General features: G+C 69.5%; 16 protein-coding genes and 1 pseudogene. 11 read left to right on the top strand and 6 right to left on the bottom strand.

Annotation, left to right across the window (positions count from 1 at the left end; all coding sequences use genetic code 11):
* Positions 1-109 precede the first annotated feature (109 nt).
* Positions 110-397: a hypothetical protein gene (locus tag ACFWXQ_RS24740; protein WP_383954294.1), complete on the bottom strand. Its 288-nt coding sequence runs from the start codon at positions 395-397 to the stop codon at positions 110-112.
* A 36-nt stretch (positions 398-433) separates the two neighbouring features.
* On the opposite strand from ACFWXQ_RS24740, the gene ACFWXQ_RS24745 reads away from it, so the two are divergent.
* Positions 434-880 carry a hypothetical protein gene (locus ACFWXQ_RS24745; protein WP_383954292.1) on the top strand — a complete coding sequence of 149 codons (447 nt, stop codon included), beginning with the start codon at positions 434-436 and terminating at the stop codon, positions 878-880.
* Between the two features lie 49 nt (positions 881-929).
* A pseudogene (locus tag ACFWXQ_RS24750) lies at positions 930-1,227 on the top strand (aldo/keto reductase); the annotation flags it as partial.
* A 140-nt stretch (positions 1,228-1,367) separates the two neighbouring features.
* On the opposite strand, the gene ACFWXQ_RS24755 reads toward ACFWXQ_RS24750, so the two are convergent.
* The 5 genes from ACFWXQ_RS24755 to ACFWXQ_RS24775 form a co-directional block, all read right to left on the bottom strand.
* Positions 1,368-2,345 carry a ThuA domain-containing protein gene (locus ACFWXQ_RS24755; protein ID WP_386269161.1) on the bottom strand — a complete coding sequence of 326 codons (978 nt, stop codon included), beginning with the start codon at positions 2,343-2,345 and terminating at the stop codon, positions 1,368-1,370.
* A 56-nt stretch (positions 2,346-2,401) separates the two neighbouring features.
* Positions 2,402-4,573 (bottom strand): PQQ-binding-like beta-propeller repeat protein, encoded by a 2,172-nt coding sequence (locus ACFWXQ_RS24760; protein ID WP_383954288.1) that lies wholly within the window; start codon positions 4,571-4,573, stop codon positions 2,402-2,404.
* 153 nt (positions 4,574-4,726) lie between these two features.
* Positions 4,727-5,548, bottom strand: coding sequence for a citryl-CoA lyase (locus ACFWXQ_RS24765; RefSeq protein ID WP_383954286.1), 822 nt, complete (start codon positions 5,546-5,548; stop codon positions 4,727-4,729).
* A complete protein-coding gene (locus ACFWXQ_RS24770) occupies positions 5,545-6,747 on the bottom strand; it encodes a CaiB/BaiF CoA transferase family protein (RefSeq protein WP_386269164.1) in 1,203 nt (400 codons plus the stop codon). Before ACFWXQ_RS24770 ends, ACFWXQ_RS24765 begins: the two co-directional genes overlap by 4 nt.
* 99 nt (positions 6,748-6,846) lie before the next feature.
* Positions 6,847-7,629, bottom strand: coding sequence for an IclR family transcriptional regulator (locus ACFWXQ_RS24775; RefSeq protein ID WP_383950377.1), 783 nt, complete (start codon positions 7,627-7,629; stop codon positions 6,847-6,849).
* 129 nt (positions 7,630-7,758) lie between these two features.
* Here ACFWXQ_RS24775 and ACFWXQ_RS24780 point away from each other — a divergent pair, with 129 nt between their 5' ends.
* The 9 genes from ACFWXQ_RS24780 (at position 7,759) to ACFWXQ_RS24820 (ending at position 20,974) form a co-directional block, all read left to right on the top strand.
* Entirely contained in the window at positions 7,759-9,294 is a 1,536-nt protein-coding gene (locus ACFWXQ_RS24780; protein WP_383950380.1) for an aldehyde dehydrogenase family protein, read from the top strand.
* Positions 9,291-11,045, top strand: a complete 1,755-nt coding sequence (locus ACFWXQ_RS24785) for a thiamine pyrophosphate-binding protein (RefSeq protein ID WP_383950383.1) — start codon at positions 9,291-9,293, stop codon at positions 11,043-11,045. The genes ACFWXQ_RS24780 and ACFWXQ_RS24785 overlap by 4 nt, the downstream gene beginning before the upstream one ends.
* Positions 11,046-11,086: 41 nt before the next feature.
* Positions 11,087-12,256, top strand: coding sequence for an ABC transporter substrate-binding protein (locus tag ACFWXQ_RS24790; RefSeq protein WP_383950385.1), 1,170 nt, complete (start codon positions 11,087-11,089; stop codon positions 12,254-12,256).
* Between the two features lie 17 nt (positions 12,257-12,273).
* Entirely contained in the window at positions 12,274-13,143 is an 870-nt protein-coding gene (locus tag ACFWXQ_RS24795; protein WP_383382255.1) for a branched-chain amino acid ABC transporter permease, read from the top strand.
* Complete coding sequence (locus tag ACFWXQ_RS24800) at positions 13,140-15,038, top strand: ATP-binding cassette domain-containing protein (RefSeq protein WP_383950389.1); 1,899 nt, start codon at positions 13,140-13,142, stop codon at positions 15,036-15,038. Before ACFWXQ_RS24795 ends, ACFWXQ_RS24800 begins: the two co-directional genes overlap by 4 nt.
* A 5-nt stretch (positions 15,039-15,043) precedes the next feature.
* On the top strand, positions 15,044-15,802 hold the full coding sequence (locus ACFWXQ_RS24805; RefSeq protein ID WP_383950419.1) for an ABC transporter ATP-binding protein: 759 nt from the start codon (positions 15,044-15,046) through the stop codon (positions 15,800-15,802).
* A gap of 25 nt (positions 15,803-15,827) precedes the next feature.
* Positions 15,828-16,706 carry a shikimate dehydrogenase gene (locus ACFWXQ_RS24810; RefSeq protein WP_383950392.1) on the top strand — a complete coding sequence of 293 codons (879 nt, stop codon included), beginning with the start codon at positions 15,828-15,830 and terminating at the stop codon, positions 16,704-16,706.
* A gap of 269 nt (positions 16,707-16,975) precedes the next feature.
* Entirely contained in the window at positions 16,976-17,719 is a 744-nt protein-coding gene (locus ACFWXQ_RS24815) for an NACHT domain-containing protein (protein ID WP_383950394.1), read from the top strand.
* Positions 17,720-18,241: 522 nt separating this feature from the next.
* Positions 18,242-20,974: a BTAD domain-containing putative transcriptional regulator gene (locus ACFWXQ_RS24820; protein WP_386269168.1), complete on the top strand. Its 2,733-nt coding sequence runs from the start codon at positions 18,242-18,244 to the stop codon at positions 20,972-20,974.
* The last annotated feature ends 55 nt before the right edge of the window (positions 20,975-21,029 follow it).

Consider the following 21,029-nt stretch of genomic DNA (forward strand, 5'->3'; position numbering starts at 1 on the left):
CCATTGGTGTTGCTGAAACTACAGGAGTCGACCATGGCGCCGCCGATCTTGTGCAGGGTGACGCGGAATCCGGCGCCTGCACAGCCGGCCAGTGCCTAGGTCATGAACGTTACCGGGGTTGATCGGGCGGCTTTGGGATGTAGGCGGCCGCAGTGTTGCCGGCGTTCGCTGCGGATCTTGGCGCGTTCGGACCTGTGGTAAAGCCTGCACTCCGAGCGATCATGGATCCGACGACGAGGCCGGCAGCCTGCTGGGCGACGAACGCGGCGGACGGCTGGAAGTCCTCTACCGCGATGTTGGTCAAGCCCATGACGTTCCTCAAGCCACACACGGGCATGCCGAGGTAGGGCGACAGAATCGATTTCTGATCGACCGACAGGCCTTCGAGGTGAGACACGGTTCCTGCGGGAGGGCCTCGTGCAGGGACCGTGTGGTGTCGGCTTCCCCGCCCGCTGCCGTCGAGGGTGAGGTCGGCACAGCCGGCGCCCAGTCAAGTCGCCGACGCCTTCGAGGACTTCTTCACCACCGGCGGCACCGGCGCCGGAAGGCGCTGTCCCGCAGCGCCTCCACCGACCAGGCCCTGAAGGTCTACAGAGAACGCAACACGGGGCCCGACTCCAAGGCGGCAACCAAACGCTTCGAGCCGAGCGACGCACGCCTCCAGCAGATCTACATGCTCAAGCTGTGCGACGGCTCCACCCTCGCCATCGTGCCGTCCGCCCACGATCAGTTCTACGAACTCAGGAAGGAGTACATCCTCCGCGCGGAGATCATCCCGAACGAGAAGGTGAAGTGTGTTGATGGCTCCGCCTGGGCGACACGCTGCCGAGGCCGCCGCCTGCCCATCGAGTCGCACCACGACTCCAACGCCTTTCGGTAGACCCACGCCCGCGGAGAAGCCGAACGTCAAGCGATCCAGGAACGCCTGAGCAGGCTCGCTCCTCGGCCGCGGCCTCATCCCCGGGCACTGGCCTCCGGCCACAGAGCCGACCCTGGCGACGGCCGCGCGGTCGCCCAACTGGCCACTGCCTGGGCGGCCGCACAGGGCGGCGAGGGCATTGTTCCGCTGGTCAGTGCCCGCACCCGCGAGCGACTGGCCGAGGCGGTGCCTGCGGTGGAGGGGAATCTCACCATTGACGCCATTGCCGAGATCGAGAAGGCAGTGCCGCCGGGGTGGCGTGCAGTGACCGCTACCCGTCCGCGTTCCTGGCCGGCCTCGGCAACTGAGCGCGCACATCCGTCAACACCCCGAAGAGGCCGGTAACGGACCTTGATGCCGAGCCGGACGATCAGCAAGTGGATGAAGTGGGATGGTCGGCACGCTGGTCCTCATGGTCCTTTTGGCCGACCGCGGCTGGTGGAGCGATTCAGCTTGCCCGGCAGAACGGGGTTCTGCCCATGGCGGACTCGATGCCGCCGAGGATCAGATTCTGGAATTGTTCGGCACCGGGGAACGAGCCGTCGGTCGAGAAGGCTTTGGCGTCGTGGCCGAGGGTGGTGAGCCAGGCACGTCCGCCGTCGTAGTACTGGCACCAGGCGACCGGGTGGTGCCTGCCATGTCCGGGGTGGCCTTGGTTGCCCGTGACACCTTCGGCAAGGGTGGACTCGTCGACGGAGGCCAGGACGCGGACCTTCGAAGGGGCCGGGACGAGGTTGTACCACTCGTCGGTGAAGTCCCAGCGTGCGGGAAGATCCGAGGTGGAGGAGTCACGGCGGTTCTGCACGACGACCGTGCCGCGCTGGTCGGGTCCGTGGTCGTAGAAGTTCGCACCGCCCAACAGGCCCTCGTACCAAGGCCAGTTGTACTCCGTGCCGAAGGCGTTGTGGATCCCGACGAAGCCTCCGCCGCCGCGGACGTACTGGCGCAGGGAGGTCTGCGCGGCGTCGTCGAGAGTGTCGCGGCTGGTGGAGTAGAAGACGACCGCGTTGTACCGGAAGAGCCGTGCGGGGGAGGAGAGTTGGGTGACGTCCTCGGTCCAGTCGACGGTGAAGCCGTTTGCCGTGCCCATCTTGACCAGAGCGTTCTGTACGACGTTGGTGTCGGCGAGCGTGGGGTTGAGCCCGGCGCCGAGTGCGGGGCCGAGGTTCGCGTGGCGGGGTCCCGCGGTCCGCGTGTAGAGGAGCACCCGGTAGCCGTCGGTGGCCGGGGAGAAGTTGTCCCAGTCGTGGTAGCACTTGGCGCTGGTGCCGCGGCAGACCCCGTAGTCGGGGTCGCCGAGTTCCTGCGCTCCGGCTCCGGTGGGTCTGCCTTCGCCTCGCGCGGAAGCCTGGTTCGCGGACGTCTGGTGCTGGAGGCCGAAGAAGGCGGCCAGAGCGATGAGGAGCGTGGCACTGACCGCGGCCACTACGGACATTGTCGTACGTGCTGGACGTGTTCTGGACGTCATGGCGGCCGTTCCTCTCACTGGACGACGATCTTGCCGGTGGACTGAGGGAAGGCCGGGTCGTTGTAGAAGTACTCGCCGGGCTTGCCGAAGGTGTAGGTGTACGACTGGCCCGGCATCAGCAGCCCGGTGTCGAACTCCGCGTCGAAGAAGGCCACTGCGCCGTGGGCCTGGCGGTTGTCGGCGGGGTTGGTGAAGGTGACGGTGGTGCCGGCCGGGACGGTCAGGTGCTGGGGCGCCATGGCGTTCTGGGCGACCGTGTTCTCGGTGGCGCCGGGGGCGCCCGTGGCGCTGCTCCAGACGCGGCCGAGGGTGACGGTGTTGTGTGCCGTCGCACCGGTCACGGCGGCGGTACGGATCTGGTTGCGGCGGGACGGGGGAGTGGGTGCGGGCGCCTGCTCGACTGTGCCACCGAGCTTGAACGCCCAGAGGTGGTCGCCCCGCGGGATGTCGGGGAAGGGGAGTCCGTTGCCTCCGGCGAGCACGGCGATGTACTGCTCGCCGTCGATTTCGTAGGAGACGGGGATGGTGTTGACTCCGGCGCCGCACTGCCAGGTCCACAGGGTCTTTCCGTCGGTGTCGTCCATCGCTTCGAGGACACCGTCCGGGCGGCCCTGGAGGAGGACTCGGCCCGCGGTGGTGAGGATGCCGTTGCCGTGGGCCAGTGACCAGGGGCCCTCATTTCGCCAGGCAACCGTGTTGGTGCGGGGGTCCACCGCGACGAAGCCGCCGCCGAACAGTTCGCCGAGGGGCCGGGCTGTGTTGACGCGTCCGCCGCGGGTGTTGGAGTAGGAGGAGTTGACGAGGCCGTAGCCGACGTAGACGTATCCGGTCCTCGGGCTGAAGGAGGGGAAGCCCCAGTCGGCTCCGCCGCCCGCTCCGGGGAAGAGGATGGTGGCCCGGTCCCAGAAGACCTCGTACAGGCCGCCGGTCGGGTAGAAGGGTACGGGCCGCGTCGTCTTGTCGAGCTCCGGATACGGGGACACGAATGGCTCGCCGCCGGGGAAGGGTTGGGTGGGCGAGGTCTTCTGCAGGGCGTGCTGCGGGACCGGCCGCTCCTCCATGCCGTGGATCGCCTCGCCGGTGCGGCGGTCGAGGATGTAGTACCAGCAGGTCTTCGAGCCGTAGACGACGACCTTGCGCTTCTTGCCGTCGATGAGGAGGTCGGCGAGCACCGGCGCCATGACGTTGTCGGCGTCCCAGATGTCGTGGTGGACCGACTGGAAGTGCCAGCGCCGTTTGCCGGTCTTGGCGTCGATGGCGACGATCGAGTTGGCGAAGAGGTTGTCGCCGCCGCGCGAGGAGCCGTCGGTGCGGGGGTACGGGTTGCCGAACGTCCAGTAGACCAGGCCGAGTTCGGGGTCGACGGCCGGGTGGATCCAGGGGACCGCTCCGCCGGTTTTCCAGGAGTCTCCCTCCCAGGTGTCGTGCCCGAACTCCCCGGGTCCGGGCGGGCCCCAGAAGGTCCACACGACGTTGCCGGTCCTGGCGTCGAGCGCGTATCCGCGGCCGCGCGCGCCGGCGGTGGAGCCCTCGGTGCCGATGTAGACCAGGCCGTCCCAGTGCACGACCGCGCCGGCCAGTCCGCCGCTGTTGCCGCCGCACTGGCTGCTGTCGTTGTCGCAGCCGTCGTCGCCGCCGTTGTCGTCGACGATCAGCGGCTTCTGCCAGACGATCGTCCCGGTCTTCTTGTCGAGGGCGTAGACGATGTTGGCGCCGGAGATGGTGAAGACCTTGCCTTCGGCGACGGCGACACCGCGCATGTTCGTGGTCTCGGTGCCGAGGTTGGTCTTCCAGATCACCTTGCCCGTCCTGCCGTTGACGGCGAAGACGTTCTGCTGGGTGGTTTCGACGTACAGCACGCCGTCCTGCACGACGATCGTGCACTGCTGGTACGTGCTGGTGGAGCCGCCCTCCAGGTTGATGTGCCAGGCCCCGCCGAGCCTCTTGATGTTCTGCGGGGTGATGTCCCGGAGCGTGGAGTGGTTCTGGTTGCCGTAATTGCCGCCCACCTTGGGCCAGTTGGTGCCGGTGGTGCCGAGCGCGGCGGACTGCGGGGGCACCGGGAGCGCGAGGCCCGAGGACGCGTTCGGGGCGCCTTTCGAGGCCGCTTCGGCGGTGGGTGCCAGGGAGGAGACGGTGGCCGCGCTGCCTGCCGCGGCTGTCAGGAGGAAGGAGCGTCTTTCCATCGTTCAGTTCCCTCGATTCGATCAAGGTCCGCTAGATGGGTTGCTCAATCCACGTAATGGGTTCGTGTGATGGGAGGTCACGTTAGGGACGGCGGTGCGTCCATGACAAGACACGCGACAGGGGATTTTCGAGCGGTGAGGGTCAACCAAGCGCTACGGACGCGCTGTTGGTGCCGCCAGGTGGACCGGCACCATGGAAGGTGGCATGGGGCTCTTGTTGCGGCGCCCCTGCCCGGTCTCCTCCCAGGCGTGCGCCAGGATTCCGACACTGCGACTCAGCACGAAGAGGCCGCGGGCCAGCGGCGCGGCGAAGCCCAGTTCGGCGTAGATGACGGCGGTGGCGCCGTCGATGTTCATGGGCACGGGCTTGCGTCCCTCGCGCCCCCGGTTGAGCTGCGCCTCCACGGCGCGGGCCGCCCGCAGGTGGGCGCCCTTGACCAGGCCGTCCGCCACGGCCTGGTCCACCAGGGCGAGCAGCGGGTCACGGCGCGGGTCGCGGGGGTGGAAGCGGTGGCCGAACCCGGGCAGATAGCGCGAGCGGCCCCGCCACTCGCCGACGACCTCCGCCACGGCGAGGTCGAACTCCCGCCCCTGGCCGTGCCGTTCGGTGATCTCACTCAGCAGCTGCACGCACTGCTGGCCTGCCCCGCCGTGCACGTCGCCGAGCATGTTCACCCCGGTGGCCACGGCGCTGTTGAGCCCCACTCCGCAGGTGGCGGCCATCCGGGCGGCGGCGATCGAGGGCGCCTGCGGTCCGTGGTCGACGCCTGCCACCAGGGCTGCTTCCAGGAGTCCGGCCTGCTCGGGGCGGGGGAGTTCGCCCCGGAGCATCAGCCAGATCGTCTCGACGAAGGTCGCATGGCCGATCAGGTCCTGTACCGGGTGTTCGCGCAGTTCGATGATGCCGGGTTCGACCCGGCTGACGGCGGTGGCCCACCACTGCGCGACCAGGCCGTCCTGCGGCCCGGCCGTCATGACGCCCGCGCTTCGGCGGCGTGGCCGTGCGCCCGCCAGCGTGCGATCAGCCGCTCCCGCTCCTCGCGGTGCTGGTCGAGCAGTGGAGGAGGGGCGTCCGGCGAGAGAGGTTCGCCGTCCACCAGGACGCCGTTGCCGCTGACCCGCAGCGTGCGGCCGGAGCCGTCCGGATAGGGCAGGTCGGTGAAGAACCCGCGGTGCGCCAGCTGTTCCAGCTCCACGGCCTCGGGGACCGTCAGGACGCGGGCCGCCGGGACCCCGGCCGCGGACAGCGTCGCCTCCCACTCCAGAGCGGACTTCTGGCGCAGCGCCGCATTGAGTTCGGTGTTGAGTTCCGCGCGGTGCCGCTTGCGTGCCTCGCGCTCGGCGAACCGGGGGTCGTCGACCAGGTGGGGGAGTCCGGCGAGACGGCAGAGCGTGACGAACTGCTCCTGCCGGTTGGCCGCGATGTTCAGCCCTCCGTCGGCGGTCTCGAAGGTCCCGGACGGGGCCGCGGTGGCGTTCTGGTCGCCCATCGGTTCCGGATCCACCCCGCTGACCAGGTAGTTGGAGACGGCCCAGCCCATCGCGGAGAGGGAAACCTCCAGCATGGAGACGTCCAGCCGCGCCCCTCGCCCGGTCCTCTCCCGTCCCAGCAGAGCCGCGCTGATCGCGAGGGCCGCGCCGAGGCCGCCGAGCGAGTCGCACACGGGGAAACCCACCCTGAGCGGGGCCGTGTCCGTGGTGCCGGTGATGCTCATCATCCCCGACAGGCCCTGGATGATCTGGTCGTAGGCGGGAGCGGCGCTCATCGGCCCCGACTGGCCGAAGCCGGTGATCGCACAGCTGACCAGGCGCGGATTGAGTCCCCGCAGCCGGTCGGCACCGTATCCCATCCGGTCCAGCACCCCGGCCCGGAAGTTCTCCAGCAGAACGTCCGCGCCGCGCACCAACTCCTCGAAATCGGCCCGGTCGCCGGGGTCCTTGAGGTCGAGTGCGAGTGACTTCTTGCCGGCGTTCTGGGCGAGGAACGATGCGCCGATACCGGCCCGGTTCAGCTCCGGATCAGGGCCGAGACTCCGCGCGAGATCGCCCCTGCCCGGCTGTTCGACCTTGACGACCTCGGCGCCGAGGAGCATGAGGTGGTAACTGCAGTACGGTCCTGCGAGCACATTGGTGAGATCGAGTACGCGGATTCCTGAGAGCGGTCGTTCGGGCATGCACCGGCTCCTTCTGCGGTTCCTGCGGTTCCTGCGGCTTCTGTGCTTCCTGGAGTTCGTGCAGTTTCTGCGGCGGCTGCGGCGCCTTCTGCCGCGTGGTCATTTCGTCGGGCTGAGCGGATGGTCGAAGCCCTGCTCCGACATCTGCCGGGCGACCTCGGTGAGGGCGGTGGCGAACCGCTCGACGGTGGACTCGGGGAAGCGGTGGCTGGGTCCGCTGAGCGAGAGGGAGGCGACGACGGCTCCACTGCGGCCGACGACGGGTACGGCAACGGCCGTCAGGCCTTCGTCGCGTTCGCCCCGGCTGACCGCGAAGCCGCGCTCCGCGGCCAGGTCCGCCCACACCCGCAGCTGCCTGGCATGTCCCTTTCCGTGCGGGGAGCCCGCCGCGATCCGGCGCAGCAGGGCGTCGGGGGCCGTACGCAGCAGGATCTTGGACGAGGCGCCCGCCCACAACGGGAGTTCGTCGCCGACCCGTACGACATGGCGCAGCGGCTGTGGGCTCTCCTGCTGGGCCACGCAGACGCGGGACAGACCGCGCAGCATGAAGAGGTTGACCGTCTCCTGCTGCTCCTCGGCCAGCTCGCGCATCAACTTGCGGGTTTCACGGGGCAGTTCCCAGCTGGTGTGCGCGAGATGCGCCCAGCGCCACAGACCGGGACCCGCGGTGTAGCCGGCCGGGGTGTCCCAGAGCAGACCGCACTGTTCGAGGGTCTGCACCAGGCGGACCACCGTGGTCTTCGCCAGGCCGGTGGCGTCGACGATCTCCCTCAGCGTGACCGTCGGCTGATCCTCGGTCAGCAGTCCCAGGATGTCCAGAGCCCTGCGCACACTGCGCACCCCGGTCGCCTCGGCCGCCCCCTCATGGTCGGTCTCACTCACGCGCCTTCTCCCTCCGCTTCGAAACTTCCTCGAACGGCCCTCTTGTCACCGCGAGTTGGCGCCCGTACGTTACACGCCGACCCACAGAGCAGTCCACCAGTACCACTTAGCGGTTTCCTGGGAGATCTCATGCTCGATTCCCTTCTCAAAGCCGGCACGGACGCGGCGGTGGCCGAAGCGCCTCCCTACGTCGGCGGCCAGTGGGGTGGCAACGGTCCCGCGGTGACCCGAACAGGCCCGTATCTGCGCCGAGTTGTCAGTCGAACGACCACCGCGACGGGGGAGGAAGTCTCCCGCGCCCTCGCCTATGCCCGTTTCTCGGCCCGCACGGTGGCCGGCCTCGCCCCCGCTCTGCGCGCGGACATCCTGGACCGAGCATCCCGCGCCGCCTCGGCCCACCGCGAGGGGCTGGCCCGCCTTCTCGCCCTGGAGTTGGGCAAACCGCTCAAGGACGGACTCGGTGAGATCGACCGGGTCGCGGACACCTTCGCGGTGTGTGCCTCCGAAGCGCGTCACATCGGCGGCGAGACCCTGCCCGTCGCAGGCTGGCAACGCGGCGTCGGCAACACCGCCTTCACCTATCGTGCACCGGCCGGGGTGGCCCTCGCCATCACCCCCTTCAACGCCCCCGCGAACCTCCTGGCGCACAAGCTCGGTGCCTCCTTCGCCGCGGGCAACACCACCCTCGTCAAGGCCCCGCCGCAGGCGCCGGCCGCCACCGCCGCGATCGTGGCCCTGCTCCTTGAGTCGGGCATGCCCCCGCAGGCAGTGCAGTTGCTGCACGGCGGCGCCGAGGTGGGCGCACTGCTGTGTGCGGCCGACGAGGTGGCCGTCATCAGCTTCACCGGCAGCGCGGCGACCGGCCGGGCCGTCGCCCGCGCGGCCGGGGCCAAGCGCCTGGTCCTCGAACTGGGCGGGAACGCGGCCACCATCGTCTGCGAGGACGCAGACATCGGGCAGGCCGCGAAGGAGTGCGCCCGCACCGGATACAGCAACTCCGGCCAGAGTTGCGTCTCCGTCCAGCGTGTCTACGTCCACCGCTCCCGCTACGACGCCTTCCTCGACGCCTTCACCGCAGCCGTCGACACCCTGAAGGTGGGCGACCCGCTCGATCCGGCCACCGATGTGGGCGCGATGGTGGACGAGGAGGCCGCGGAGCGCGTGGTGCGCTGGTCGGCCGAGGCCGCCGGCTCCGGCGCCCGGGTGCTGCGCGGCGGCACCCGGGACGGCGCCACCGCCGCGCCCACCGTCGTGGCGGACCCGGCGCCGGACTCCTCGGTCGTGGTCCACGAGGTCTTCGGGGCGCTGGTCGCGGTGCTTCCGTACGACGACTTCGGCGCGGTCATCGACGCCTGCAACACCAGCCGCTACGGATTGCAGGCGGGGCTCTTCACCCGCGACATGGGCCGGATCATCACCGCCTGGCGTGAGCTGGAGACCGGCGCGCTGATCGCCGGCGGCAGCTCCAACTACCGCCTCGACCATGTCCCCTTCGGCGGGGTCAAGGACTCCGGGTTCGGCCGCGAGACACCCCGCTCGATGATCGACGACTACACGGTCGTCAAGACCCTCCTGCTCCGCGGCCTGTCCGTGTGGGGCGACGCGACTTCCCTCGCTCCGACCCTCATCGACACGACCTCCACCGACGGGGAGACCGACGCATGACCGTGACCGCCGCCGAAGCCCTGGCCGCCCAGCTGGAGTCGTACGGCGTCGAGTACGTCTTCGGCACCTGCGGCCACACCAACATCGCCCTGCTGGACGCGCTCGGCCCCAGCTCGATCGAGTTCGTGATCGCCCGTCACGAGCAGGCCGCGGCGCACGCCGCAGACGGGTACGCCCGGGCCTCCGGAAAGCCCGGCGTCCTGCTCACCCACGTCGGCCCCGGCATGATGAACGCGGTCACCGGAGTGGCCACCGCCGCCCTCGACTCGATCCCGCTGATCGTCATCTCCGGCGACATCCCCTCCTACTACGCCGGCCGCCACCCGCACCAGGAGGTCAACCTCCACGCGGACGCCGACCAGACCTCCATCTACCGGCCCTTCACCAAGCGAGCCTGGAACGTCCACCGCGTCCAGGATCTGGCCCGCACGACGGAACGGGCCTTCTGGACCGCGACCTCCGGGCGGCCGGGAGCCGTGCTCGTCAACATCCCGATGGACCTGTTCAACCGACAGGTCGAGGAGTACGCCGGCGAGTATCCGCTGCCCGGAGGCACCACGCTCCCCGCGCTCGACCGGGACACCGCCGAGCGCATCGCCCGGACGCTGCTGAGCGCCGAACGCCCGCTGATCTACTTCGGGGGCGGACTGCGTGAACCGGCAGCCCGCCAGGCCCTGTTGGCCCTCGCCGAGCACCTCGACATCCCGCTCGCGCACTCCCTGATGGGCAAGGGCACCCTGCCCGACAGTCACCCCCTGCTGCTCGGCATGCCCGGCTTCTGGGGCCTGGAGACCACCCACGAGTACACCAAGGGCGCCGACGTGGTCCTCGCGCTGGCCACCCGCTTCGCGGAGACCGACGCCAGCTCGTGGAATCCGGCGTACACCTGGACCTTCGGTGACAAGCACAGCCCGCCGAGCAAGCTCATCCAGATCGACATCGATCCCGCAGAGATCGGCCGCAACTATCCCGTCGAGATCGGTGCCGTCGCGGATGTCGGAGACGCGGTACGGGCCATCGGCGAGGCCGTACGGACCGTCAGGCCGCAGCCGCTGACCCGAGACGGGCTGCGCGAAACCATCGTCACCGCCCGCCGGGCCGTCTTCGACACCGCCCGCGAGGACGGCCGCAGCGACAACTTTCCCCTCCGCCCCCAGCGCATCCTCGCCGACCTGCGTGAGGCGCTGCCCGACGACGCGGTGCTCGTCACCGACGTCGGCTGGAACAAGAACGGCGTCGCCCAGTGCTACGAACTCCCCGACGGCGGACGCTTCATCACCCCCGGCGGAGCCTCGACCATGGGCTTCGGCCCCGCCGCCGCGGTCGGTGTGCAGATGGCCCAGCCGGACCGCGTGGTGGTCGCACTCATCGGTGACGGCGGGATGAGCGCGCAACTGCCCGCCGTACCGATGGCCGTCGAACAGGGCCTGCCCGTCATCTTCGTGGTGATGAACAACCGGGCCCACGGCACCATCGCCGACCTCCAGGCCTCGTCGTTCGGCCGGTCCTACGGCTGCGAGTTCACGGACGCCGAAGGACGGCCCTACAGCCCGGACTTCGCGGCCTTCGGCCGGTCCTGCGGCGCCGACGGATACACCGTCGCCGCCCCCGCCGACCTCTCCAAGGCCCTGGCCGACGCGATCGCGCGGCGCAGGCCCGCCGTCATCGACGTACCGATGGTCAACGAACCCGTGCCGACACCGGGCCACTGGAACATCAAGGACATCTACCGCGGGTCCTTCGCCGACTGACCTCCCCGCACCTTCCCGTCCGCTCACAACGAGGTGACCCCATGACCCGCAGCAGTACCCCACGACCACGCACCACCACCCGAGCCGCCGTCTGCACCGCCGCCGCGCTGGCCGCCGCCCTCACCGCGTGCAGCGCACCCGGCGAATCGGCCGACGACACCAAGGCGTCGTCCGGACCCATCAAGGTCGCCGTCGTCAACGCGCAGAGCGGACAGCTCAGTTCACTGGGCGACTGGGAGTACAAGGGCGCCAAGCTCGCCGTCGACGAGTGGAACAAGAAGGGCGGCATCGACGGCCGCAAGATCCAGCTGAAGCTCTTCGACGACCAGGGCGACCCGACCACCGGCACCAACCTGGCCCGCAGGCTGGTCAGTGAGAAGTACGTCGCCATGATCGGCACGGCCGAGAGCGCCGTGACCATCGCCATGGGACCGGTGCTCCAACAGGCGAAGATCCCGAACATCACCTCCGGCCAGTCCGACGGCCTGGTCGCGCTGAAGAGCCCGTACCTCTTCCTCAACGGACCGACCAGCACCACCTACGACTCGACGCTCGCCCAGCACCTGGTGAAGGACAAGGGCTACAAGAAGATCGCCATGATCACGAACAACGGCTCCTTCGGGAAGGGCGAGCACGACGCGTTCCTCAAGTCCGTGAAAGGGCTCGGTGTCACCCCGACCACCGACCAGGTGGTCACCACCGACCAGAAGGAGTTCAGCGCCGCGCTGACGAAGATCCGGTCCACCAAGCCCGAGGTCGTCTTCATCGGCTCGGAGGAGGTCGAGGCCGGACTGATCGTCAAGCAGGCCCGGGACCTGGGCATCACCGCGCCCTTCGCGGGCGCCGCACCTCAGGGCACCCCCGTCTTCATCGACACCGCGGGCAAGGAAGCCGTCGAGGGCACCATCGTCAGCTCTCCCTATCTCAGCAACGACGTGAGCGCCGCCGCGAAGAAGTTCGCCGCCGCGTACCAGACCGCCTACGACGAGGAGGCGGAGATGCACGGGGCCAAGGCCTACGACGGGGCGAACATCCTGCTGACCGCGCTGAAGACCAGCAACGCCGCCACCGGCGAGGAACTCGCGGACGCCATCCGCGCAACCCGGTACAAGGGCCTGCTCGGCGACTTCCAGTACGACGAGACGGGAGTCGGCATCACCAAGACCACCATCGGCGTCATCCGCGACGGCAAGCTCGTCCCGCAGCAGTAGGCACCGGGAGCACTGACGTGCAAGAGACACTGCAGACACTCGTCTCAGGCCTGAGTCTCGGGGCGGTCTACGCCCTGGTCGCCATGGGGTTCTCCCTGGTCTACCGCACCATGGGCCTGGTCAACTTCGCCCACGCCGACATCGCCATGATCGGCGCCTACGCGGCCTCCACCTTCTACCTGACCTCCAAACTGCCCTTCGCCGTCGCCATGGTCGTGGCCATCGCGGTCACGGCCGCGATCGGTCTGGTCATCGAGCGGGTGCTGCGGCCGCTGGAGAACAAGGACTTCGACCTGATGCTGATCGGCACGATCGGCTTCGGCATCGTCCTGCAGGCCGTCGCCATCCTGATCTGGGGCACCACCGGACGGGCGGTGCGCTCACCCGTTCCGTCCGCCCCGCTCGACCTGTTCGGGGTCCGCGTGCGCACGTACGACCTGCTGGTGATGGCCGTGGCGGCCCTCGCCGTGCTCGGCCTCGCATGGTTCCTCGCACGCACCAAGCGCGGTGCGGCCATGCAGGCTGTCGCCATGGACCACGAGGCGGCCACCGCCGTCGGTATCAACGTCGGCCGCAGCAACGCCCTCGCCTTCTCCATCGGTGCGGGCCTGGCCGCCCTGGCCGGCGGTCTCGTCGGGCCGATGCTGTACGTCGACGCCTCGCTCGGCGGCGCGCTCGGCATCAAAGGCTTCGCCGCCGCGATGCTCGGCGGCTTCGGGTCCATCCCCGGAGCGGTCGTCGGCGGACTCGCGATCGGCGTCCTCGACTCCTACGCGGCCGGCCACTTCCAGGGCTACTCGGTGCTCGTGACCTTCCTGGTCTTCACCGCCGCCATCATGATCCGCCCGATGGGCGTCTTCGGGGAGAGGACGGTGAGCCGCGCGTGAAGTTCCGTGTCGGAGGCCTCGGGGCCTTGGCAGTGGCCGCCTGGCTGCTGCCGTACGGCCTGGGCAGCTACTCCATCCATGTCGTCAACATCGCGCTCATCTATGCCCTGTTGGCCATCGGCATGGGCCTGGCCATGGGCGTCTCCGGGCAGATCAACCTCGCCCAGGTGGCGTTCTTCGGCGTCGGCGCGTACACCCTCGCCATCCTGACCACCGACTCCGGGTACGGGTTCTGGGCGGCGGCGGTCATCGCCGTACTCGCAACCGTCGCGACAGGCCTGTTCGTCGGGATACCGGCCCTGCGCATGCAGTCCCACTACCTGGGGATCGTCACGCTCGGCCTGGCACTCGGCTTCATCAACTGGATCACCAACGCCTCGGTCACCGGAGGCGCCGACGGCATCTCCGGAATCCCGCTGCCCACCCTGCCCGGCATCGACCTCTCCAGCGAATACCTCTACTACTACCTGGAGTTGGTGGTCTGCGCGCTCGGCCTCGGCTTCGGGCTCTTCGTCGTCCGTACGTCCCTGGGGCGACGGCTGCGCGCGATGCGCGACGACTCCCTGGCGGCAGGCGCCATGGGCGCGGAGATCCCACTGCTGCGAATGACCGCGTTCCTGCTCGCCAGCCTGTACGGGGGCCTGGCCGGAGTGCTGTACGCGGGCCTCATCCGCTATGTCGCCCCGGAGACCTTCTCCATCGGCAACATGTTCATCCTGCTCGCCATGGTCATCATCGGCGGCCGGCGTTCCCTCGTCGGCTGTGTGGTCGGCGCGGTCGGACTGACCCTGATCCGCGAGTGGCTCTCCGACTTCTCGACGTACGCACAGCTCGGATACGGCGTGGTGGTCGTCCTCATGGTCGTCTTCGCGCCGACCGGCCTCGCCGGAATCCCCTCCCGCGTAAGGGAGTTCGCCAACCGACGGCGACGGAGCGACACCGAGGAACGTGCCCGGCTGCGCCCCTTCCAGCCGTACGAGGCTGTCGAGACGCGCGACGCCGGGCACGAGCCTCTCCTCGAAATCCGGTCCGTCACCAAGGACTTCCGCGGACTGCGCGCCCTGGACGACGTGTCCCTCACGGTCCGGCCCGGCGAGATCCGCGGCATCGTAGGACCCAACGGCTCCGGCAAGACCACCCTGTTCAACGTGATCAGCGGCTTCTACCGGGCCACGTCGGGGCAGGTGCGGTTCGTCGGCCGCGCCACCACCACCGCCCGTCCGTACGCGCTCTCCCTCCTCGGCGTGGCCCGCACCTTCCAGAACCTGCGTCTGTTCGGCCAGTTGACCGTCCGGGAGAACATCCTCGTCGCCCTCGACCGCACCAGGACGTACACCATCTGGCAGTACGCGGTGTGGCAGCCCGGAGTCGTACGCCGAGAGCGGCAGCTGCGCCGCCAGGCCCAGGAACTCCTGGAGCGCTTCGGGCTCGCCGACTTCGCCGAGGCCGCGCCCGGTTCCCTCCCGTACGGCATCCAGCGGCGCATCGAGATCGCCCGTGCCATGGCCTCCCGGCCCAGGTTGCTGCTTCTCGACGAACCGGCCGCCGGGCTGAACGGCGAAGAGGTGCAGCAGCTCGCCCGCATCGTGCGCTCCATCCGTGACAGCGGCACCACTGTCGTCCTCATCGAGCACAACATGGGCCTGGTCATGTCGCTGTGCGAGCGCGTCACGGTGCTCTCCAGCGGCGGCGTCATCGCGGAGGGCACGCCCGCCGAGGTGGTCGTCGCTCCCGAGGTGATCGAGGCGTATCTCGGGGACTCCGCGATGGCCGACGTTCCGCGACCGGAACCGGCCCCGCCCCGGGCTCCCGCTGGTCCGGCCCAAACCACCGCCGCACCGGCTCAGAGCCCTCCCTCGGCCGAGGCACCTGCGTCGAAGGAGGCAACCCGGTGAGGACGATGAGGACGATCCCCTTCCGGCGAACGGTCGCGCCCACTGCCGGCACCCCGGCCACACTCGCCGTCGACGACCTGTCCGTGCACTATGGCGGGGTCCGTGCGGTCAGTTCGATCAGCTTCAGCGTGGAGCCCGGGGCATCGGTGGGCATCATCGGCGCCAACGGCGCGGGCAAGACATCCACCCTCAAGGCGCTCATGGGGCTGGTGCCGCGCGGCGGCGGAAGCATCACACTGGGCGAGCACGACCTGACCCGCGTGCGCGCCCGCGACATGGTGCGGCACGGCATCGGCTACGTACCGGAGGGCCGGCATGTGTTCCCCGGCCTGACCGTGGAGAAGAACCTGCTGCTCGGCGCGTACGCCCGCCGCTGGGACGCCGAGACCCGGGCCACGCTGGCCGAGGTGCACGAACTCTTCCCGGTGCTGGGCGAGATGGGCCAGCGGCTGGCCGGCGCGCTCTCCGGCGGGCAGCAGCAGATGCTCTCCATCGGCCGCGCCCTGATGGCCAGGCCGCGCATCCTGCTGCTCGACGAACCGTCCATGGGGCTCTCGCCCAAGCTCGTCGGCGAGATCCTGAGCGCGCTGAAACGGCTGCGCGAGGAGGGGATGAGCCTGCTCCTCGTGGAACAGAACGCCAAACTCACCTTCGGCGCGACGAGTCACTGCCTGGTCATGGAGAACGGCGTCGTCGCCATGACCGGAACCTCCGAGGAACTCAGCCGGGATGTCCGGGTGCGTCAGATCTACCTCGGGCTGTGAACGGCTCACGGAAGGGAGCGCGGCGATGGACCAGGACTCGTATCTCGTCGGGTTGATCGGCTCCGGCATTGGCACGTCGCTCAGCCCCGCACTCCACGAACGCGAGGCGGACCGGCACGGCCTGCGCTACCTCTACCGCCTGATCGACCTCGACACCCTCGGTACTGCCCCAGAGAAGGTGGGTGAACTGCTCGACGGTGCCCAGGACACGGGCTTCACGGGCCTCAACATCACCCACCCCTGCAAGCAGCTCGTCATCGAGCACCTCGATGTCCTCTCCGAGCAGGCCGAGGCGGTCGGTGCGGTCAACACCGTCGTTTTCGGGGAGGGGCGGGCGACCGGCCACAACACGGACGTCACCGGGTTCGGGGCCTCGTTCGCCCGCTCACTGCCCGAAGCTTGCCTGGAGCGGGTGGTGCTGCTCGGCGCCGGAGGAGCCGGGGCGGCCATCGCCAACGCGATGCTTGCCCGCGGCGCCGGACACCTCGCAGTCGTCGACTTGCTGACCCACCGTGCAGCCGGTCTGGCGGCCTTGCTGACTCGGCAGTACGGCACAGGGCGCGCGTCTGCGGAAACGCCGGACCGCCTCCCCGCGCTGCTGGCCCGTGCGGACGGCCTCATGCACGCCACGCCCACGGGAATGGCCGCACTCCCTGGCCTGCCCCTTCCGGCCGAACTGCTGCACCCGCGACTGTGGGTCGCCGATGTCGTCTACCGTCCGCTGGAAACCGCGCTGCTGCGCACCGCCCGCGAACGCGGCTGCACCGTTCTCGACGGTCTCGGGATGGTCGCCTTCCAGGCCGCCGACGCCTTTCGGCTGTTCACCGGCAGGGAGCCGGACAGCGCACGGATGCTCGCCGATGCCGACGAGCTGGCCCACGCGGCCGAAGCCGAAGCGACGTGAGCCGATTCGAGCGAATGCGACACGAGCGAAGGAGCCCCGCAGCGTCCGCATCTCTGCAGTGTCCCCCGGCGAGCCCGCCGAAGTGCGCGCGATTCGGCGGATGGATCAGGACGGCTTGCCCGCAACTGCGGCAGCCGCCAGCCTCGGCTGGAGGCGGCGCAGCGCAGGCCATCGCCTTGTGGGGCGGGAACCTGTCCTTGCGGGCATTCAGTTGGCAGTCGACCGATCCTCTCTATTGGGCTCCACGCCTGGCGGACAAAGTCGCCAACGTGGAAGGGCGTGAGCTGGCCCGGCTCATCGGCCGGAACATGAGAACCATCAACATCGACTTTGTCCTGCGGCCCACCCCGGGATGTGACGCCGAGGGCGGCCTGCCCACCGGGACGCTGAACGACGTGGTGTCCTACTACCGCACCCTGCGCTCGCGACGTCTGATGATCACGGGAGCGCCAGGGGCGGGCAAGACGGTCCTGCTGGTGACGCTCATCGGCGGTCTGCTGGCTGATCGTAAGGACACGGATCCCATCCCTGTGCGGTTGCCCGCCGCCTCGTGGGACAGCCGTCGGCCGATCGGCGACTGGCTGGTCGAGCATCTGACACAGGCATGCGGACTGCGTCGGCGGACAGCGGCCGCGCTGGTCGAGGCGCGGCTGATATTGCCGGTGCTGGACGGTCTGGACGAGGTGGATCGCGACCCGTCGCCTGGGACTGAGTCCCGTGCGGTCCTGGCGCTTGAGGCTCTCAGCGCCTTCCAGAGTACCCAGGGCAGACCTGGGCTGGTGGTGACCTGTCGCACCGAGCAACACAGGGCGTTGGAGACCGTGACGATGGCCATGGAGGACGCGGCGAGCGTGGAGATCCAGGCCGTCGCCGCGGACAAGGTGCTGACGTTCGTGGAATTGCGGGTGGGACGGACGGTACACCTGGGCACCGATGGGCCCCGAGCGCCTACACATCAGTGCCACAGGAAGAGGCGGACATCATGGAGCTCCAAATTGAAGATCCTGCAGTAGGCGTTCCTGGCTATGCCTGACCGTATGAGGTCTTCCCCCGTGTCCTGGCACCTCTGGCAGCTGGGGAAGAGGGGGCGGCCGGCGGGCAGATAGCCAGCGGGCTGGATAGTCGTGCTGCAACGAACTGTCACTTTTGACGAGGCGCTGGACGCCGAGGCCGGGGCGACCCCTACCAGTGCCAGCATTACGACCAGCGCGAGTGCCGTACCGATTCTTTTCGCCATGGTTGAACCCCTTCTTGTGAATCTTGAGCTGCTTTTCGACTTGCAGCACGGCCCCGCCCTCCGACACTGCCGACTTGGAAGCCCGTGACGGCTGTTGGCCGGGGTGGATGGGCCGTGGTGTGTGCCACTGTGCTGCGGTGGCCGTGGGGAAACCTGGGGAAAGTCTTGAATCCGGCTTGGAACCACTGGTCTGCGGCGTTAGACCGGAGTGACGTGATCACGACCACGGGGGCGGATGGCGGTGCAATTCGGGGTTCTGGGCATCGTTGAAGCGTGGCGGGGCGATGCCGTAGTGGATGTGGGGCACGCCCGGCAGCGGCGGGTGTTGGCGGCGCTGCTCGTCGACGCCGGCCAAGTGGTGTCGGCGAGTGCGCTTGAGGAGCGGGTGTGGGGAGAACGTGTTCCGCGGCGGGGCCGGGAGACGCTGTATGGGTATCTTTCGCGGCTCCGGCAGGCGCTGACGCCATGGGGATCGGAGCTGGTGCGGGAGCAGGGTGGCTACCGGCTCGTGGTGGCGATGGAGGCTGTGGACCTGCACCGTTTCCGTGACCTGGTGGCTCGGGCCCGGTCGGTGAATGCGGCTGAGCGTGCGGCGGCATTGTGGGAGGAGGCGCTGGGGCTGTGGCGGGGGGAGGCGTTCGCCGGGGCGGACACCCCGTGGTTCAACACTCAGCGGGACGTTCTGGAGACCGAACGGCTGGCTGCCCAGATGGATCTGGCGGATGTGCGGTTGCGGCTGGGGCAGCACGCTCGGGTGCTGGCCGAGTGCTCATCGCGAGCGGAGGCGTATCCGCTGGATGAGCGGGTGGCCGGGCAACTGATGCTGGCGCTGTTCCGGTGCGGGCGGCAGGCCGAGGCCCTGGCCTGCTACACCGCTTTGCGTAAACGGCTGGCCAAGGAGCTGGGCACGGACCCGGGCGCCGAGGTGCAGCACGTGCATCAAGCGATCTTGCGCGGCGAATCCGCCCGGCCCGCAGCCAGCGGTACGCAGCCGCCCGCCGAGACAGGGCCCGGCCGGGCGGTCCCGGCGCAGCTGCCTTTGGAGGTCCGGGGGTTCACCGGCCGACGGGAGGAGCTGACCCGGCTGGACAGGATCCTGGCCACTGCCGCCGAAGGGCCAGCTGCAGTGGTGGTCTCGGCGGTGTCGGGGACGGCAGGGGTGGGTAAGACGGCGCTGGCGGTGCACTGGGCGCACCGAGTGGCTGACCGGTTCCCGGACGGCCAGCTGTATGTGAACCTGCGCGGCTTCGACCCGTGGGGGGCGGCGGTGACGCCCGATCAGGCGGTACGGGGCTTTCTCGACGCGCTGGGCGTGCCGGCCCGGCAGGTCCCAGTGGATCTTCAGGCGCGGGTGGGCCTGTACCGGAGCCTGCTGGCCGGGCAGCGGGTGCTGGTGGTGCTGGACAACGCCCGCGACGCCGACCAGGTCCGCCCGCTGCTGCCCGGCTCGCCTGGCTGCCTGGCCCTGGTGACCAGCCGCAACCGGCTCGCGGGCCTGGTCGCCACCGAGGGGGCCCACCCCCTCGCCCTGGACCTGCTCTCCCCGGCCGAGGCCCGCGACCTACTGGCCCGCCGCCTCGGGGAAGAACGAGTGGCGGCCGAACCGGACGCCGCGCAGGAGATCATCACCCGGTGCGCCCGGCTCCCGCTGGCCCTGGCCATCGCCACCGCCCGCGCCGCCACCCACCCCGGCTTCCCCCTCAGCGCCGTCGCCGAGGAGTTACGCGACAATCACGGCAGCCTCGACGCCTTCGACGGCGGCGACCTCACCACCGACGCACGGGCCGTCTTCTCCTGGTCAGACCAGGCCCTGTCCACCCCGGCAGCGCGCCTGTTCCACCTGCTGGGCCTGCACTCCGGGCCCGACATCTCCGCACCCGCCGCGGCCGCTCTCGCCGGACTCCCGCTCCGCCCCACCCGCGGCCTGCTCATCGAACTCACCCGCGCCCACCTGCTCACCGAGCACACACCCGGCCGCTACACCCTGCACGACCTGCTGCGTGTCTACGCCGCCGAACGCGTCCTCGCCCAGGAGACACCGCCAGAGCGGGACCACGCCGCCGAGCGGCTCCTCACCTGGTACTTGCACACCGCCGACGCCATCCATCCATTCCTCACCCCCAACCGCCGCCGGGTTCCCCTCGACCCGTTGCCCGCCTCCTGCCACCCGCTGGCGTTCAGTGCCCACGACCAGGCCCTCAACTGGTGTGACAGTGAGCGTCCCAACCTCGTCGCCGCGGTGCACCATGCCGTCGCCGTCGGCCGGCCCGGCATCGCGTGGCGGATGGCCGCAGTCCTGTGGGGGTTCTTCTACCTCCGCGGCCATCTGCACGACTGGCTCGACACCACCCGGACCGCCCTCGACGCCGCCCGCGCGACCCATGACCGCATCGGCGAGGCATGGAGCCTCGGTGATGCGGCCAGCGCTCTGACGCAGATACACCGTTTCGACGAGGCCATTGACCACTTCCGGCAGGCGATGGCCCTCTGCCGGGAACTCGGGGACGTATCCGGCAGATGTCAGGCCATGGTCAACCTCGGCTACGCCTACCGTCAGATCGGCCAGCCGGACAGGTCCGTCGAGTACTGCCGCCGAGCGCTGGCCATCCACGCGATGAGCGAAGCCAGGATCCGTAAGGGCAATGTCCTGTTCAATCTGGGCGACTCCTACCAGCAACTCGGCCGGTTCGACGACGCCATCGACTGCCTGGAACAGGCACTGACCGTCTTACGCGCCGAAGGCGACCGCTGGGGCGAGGGCGTCGCACTCGACCTCCTCGGCACCGTCCACCACCGGCTCCGGCGCCACGACGACGCCATTACCTACTACCACCAGGCGCTCGACACACATACAAACAGCGGGTACTGGCGGGGAGAAGCCCACACACTCGGCAACCTCGGGGACGTCCATCTGGCCGTCGGTGCGACGGACACGGCCCGCGAAGCCTGGCAGCGCGCCCTGGCCATCCTCGATGATCCCGACCACCCCGACACCGCGCAACTCCGCACCAAGCTGAACACCTTGACGTGACCACCGCGCGGGGAACAACTCCCGAGAGTATGGGGATGCCCTGCAGCCTGCGACA

The organism is Streptomyces sp. NPDC058697 (genome assembly GCF_042715345.1).
Lineage (GTDB): Bacteria > Actinomycetota > Actinomycetes > Streptomycetales > Streptomycetaceae > Streptomyces > Streptomyces liliifuscus.

What these genes read in the sequence shown, in the direction of transcription:
- ACFWXQ_RS24785 (WP_383950383.1), top strand. Translation starts at nt 9,291, where the DNA reads ATGACCGTGACCGCCGCCGAAGCCCTGGCCGCCCAGCTGGAGTCGTAC.
- ACFWXQ_RS24790 (WP_383950385.1), top strand. Translation starts at nt 11,087, where the DNA reads ATGACCCGCAGCAGTACCCCACGACCACGCACCACCACCCGAGCCGCC.
- ACFWXQ_RS24765 (WP_383954286.1), bottom strand. Translation starts at nt 5,548, where the DNA reads ATGACGGCCGGGCCGCAGGACGGCCTGGTCGCGCAGTGGTGGGCCACC.
- ACFWXQ_RS24760 (WP_383954288.1), bottom strand. Translation starts at nt 4,573, where the DNA reads ATGGAAAGACGCTCCTTCCTCCTGACAGCCGCGGCAGGCAGCGCGGCC.
- ACFWXQ_RS24770 (WP_386269164.1), bottom strand. Translation starts at nt 6,747, where the DNA reads ATGCCCGAACGACCGCTCTCAGGAATCCGCGTACTCGATCTCACCAAT.
- ACFWXQ_RS24805 (WP_383950419.1), top strand. Translation starts at nt 15,044, where the DNA reads ATGAGGACGATCCCCTTCCGGCGAACGGTCGCGCCCACTGCCGGCACC.
- ACFWXQ_RS24810 (WP_383950392.1), top strand. Translation starts at nt 15,828, where the DNA reads ATGGACCAGGACTCGTATCTCGTCGGGTTGATCGGCTCCGGCATTGGC.
- ACFWXQ_RS24780 (WP_383950380.1), top strand. Translation starts at nt 7,759, where the DNA reads ATGCTCGATTCCCTTCTCAAAGCCGGCACGGACGCGGCGGTGGCCGAA.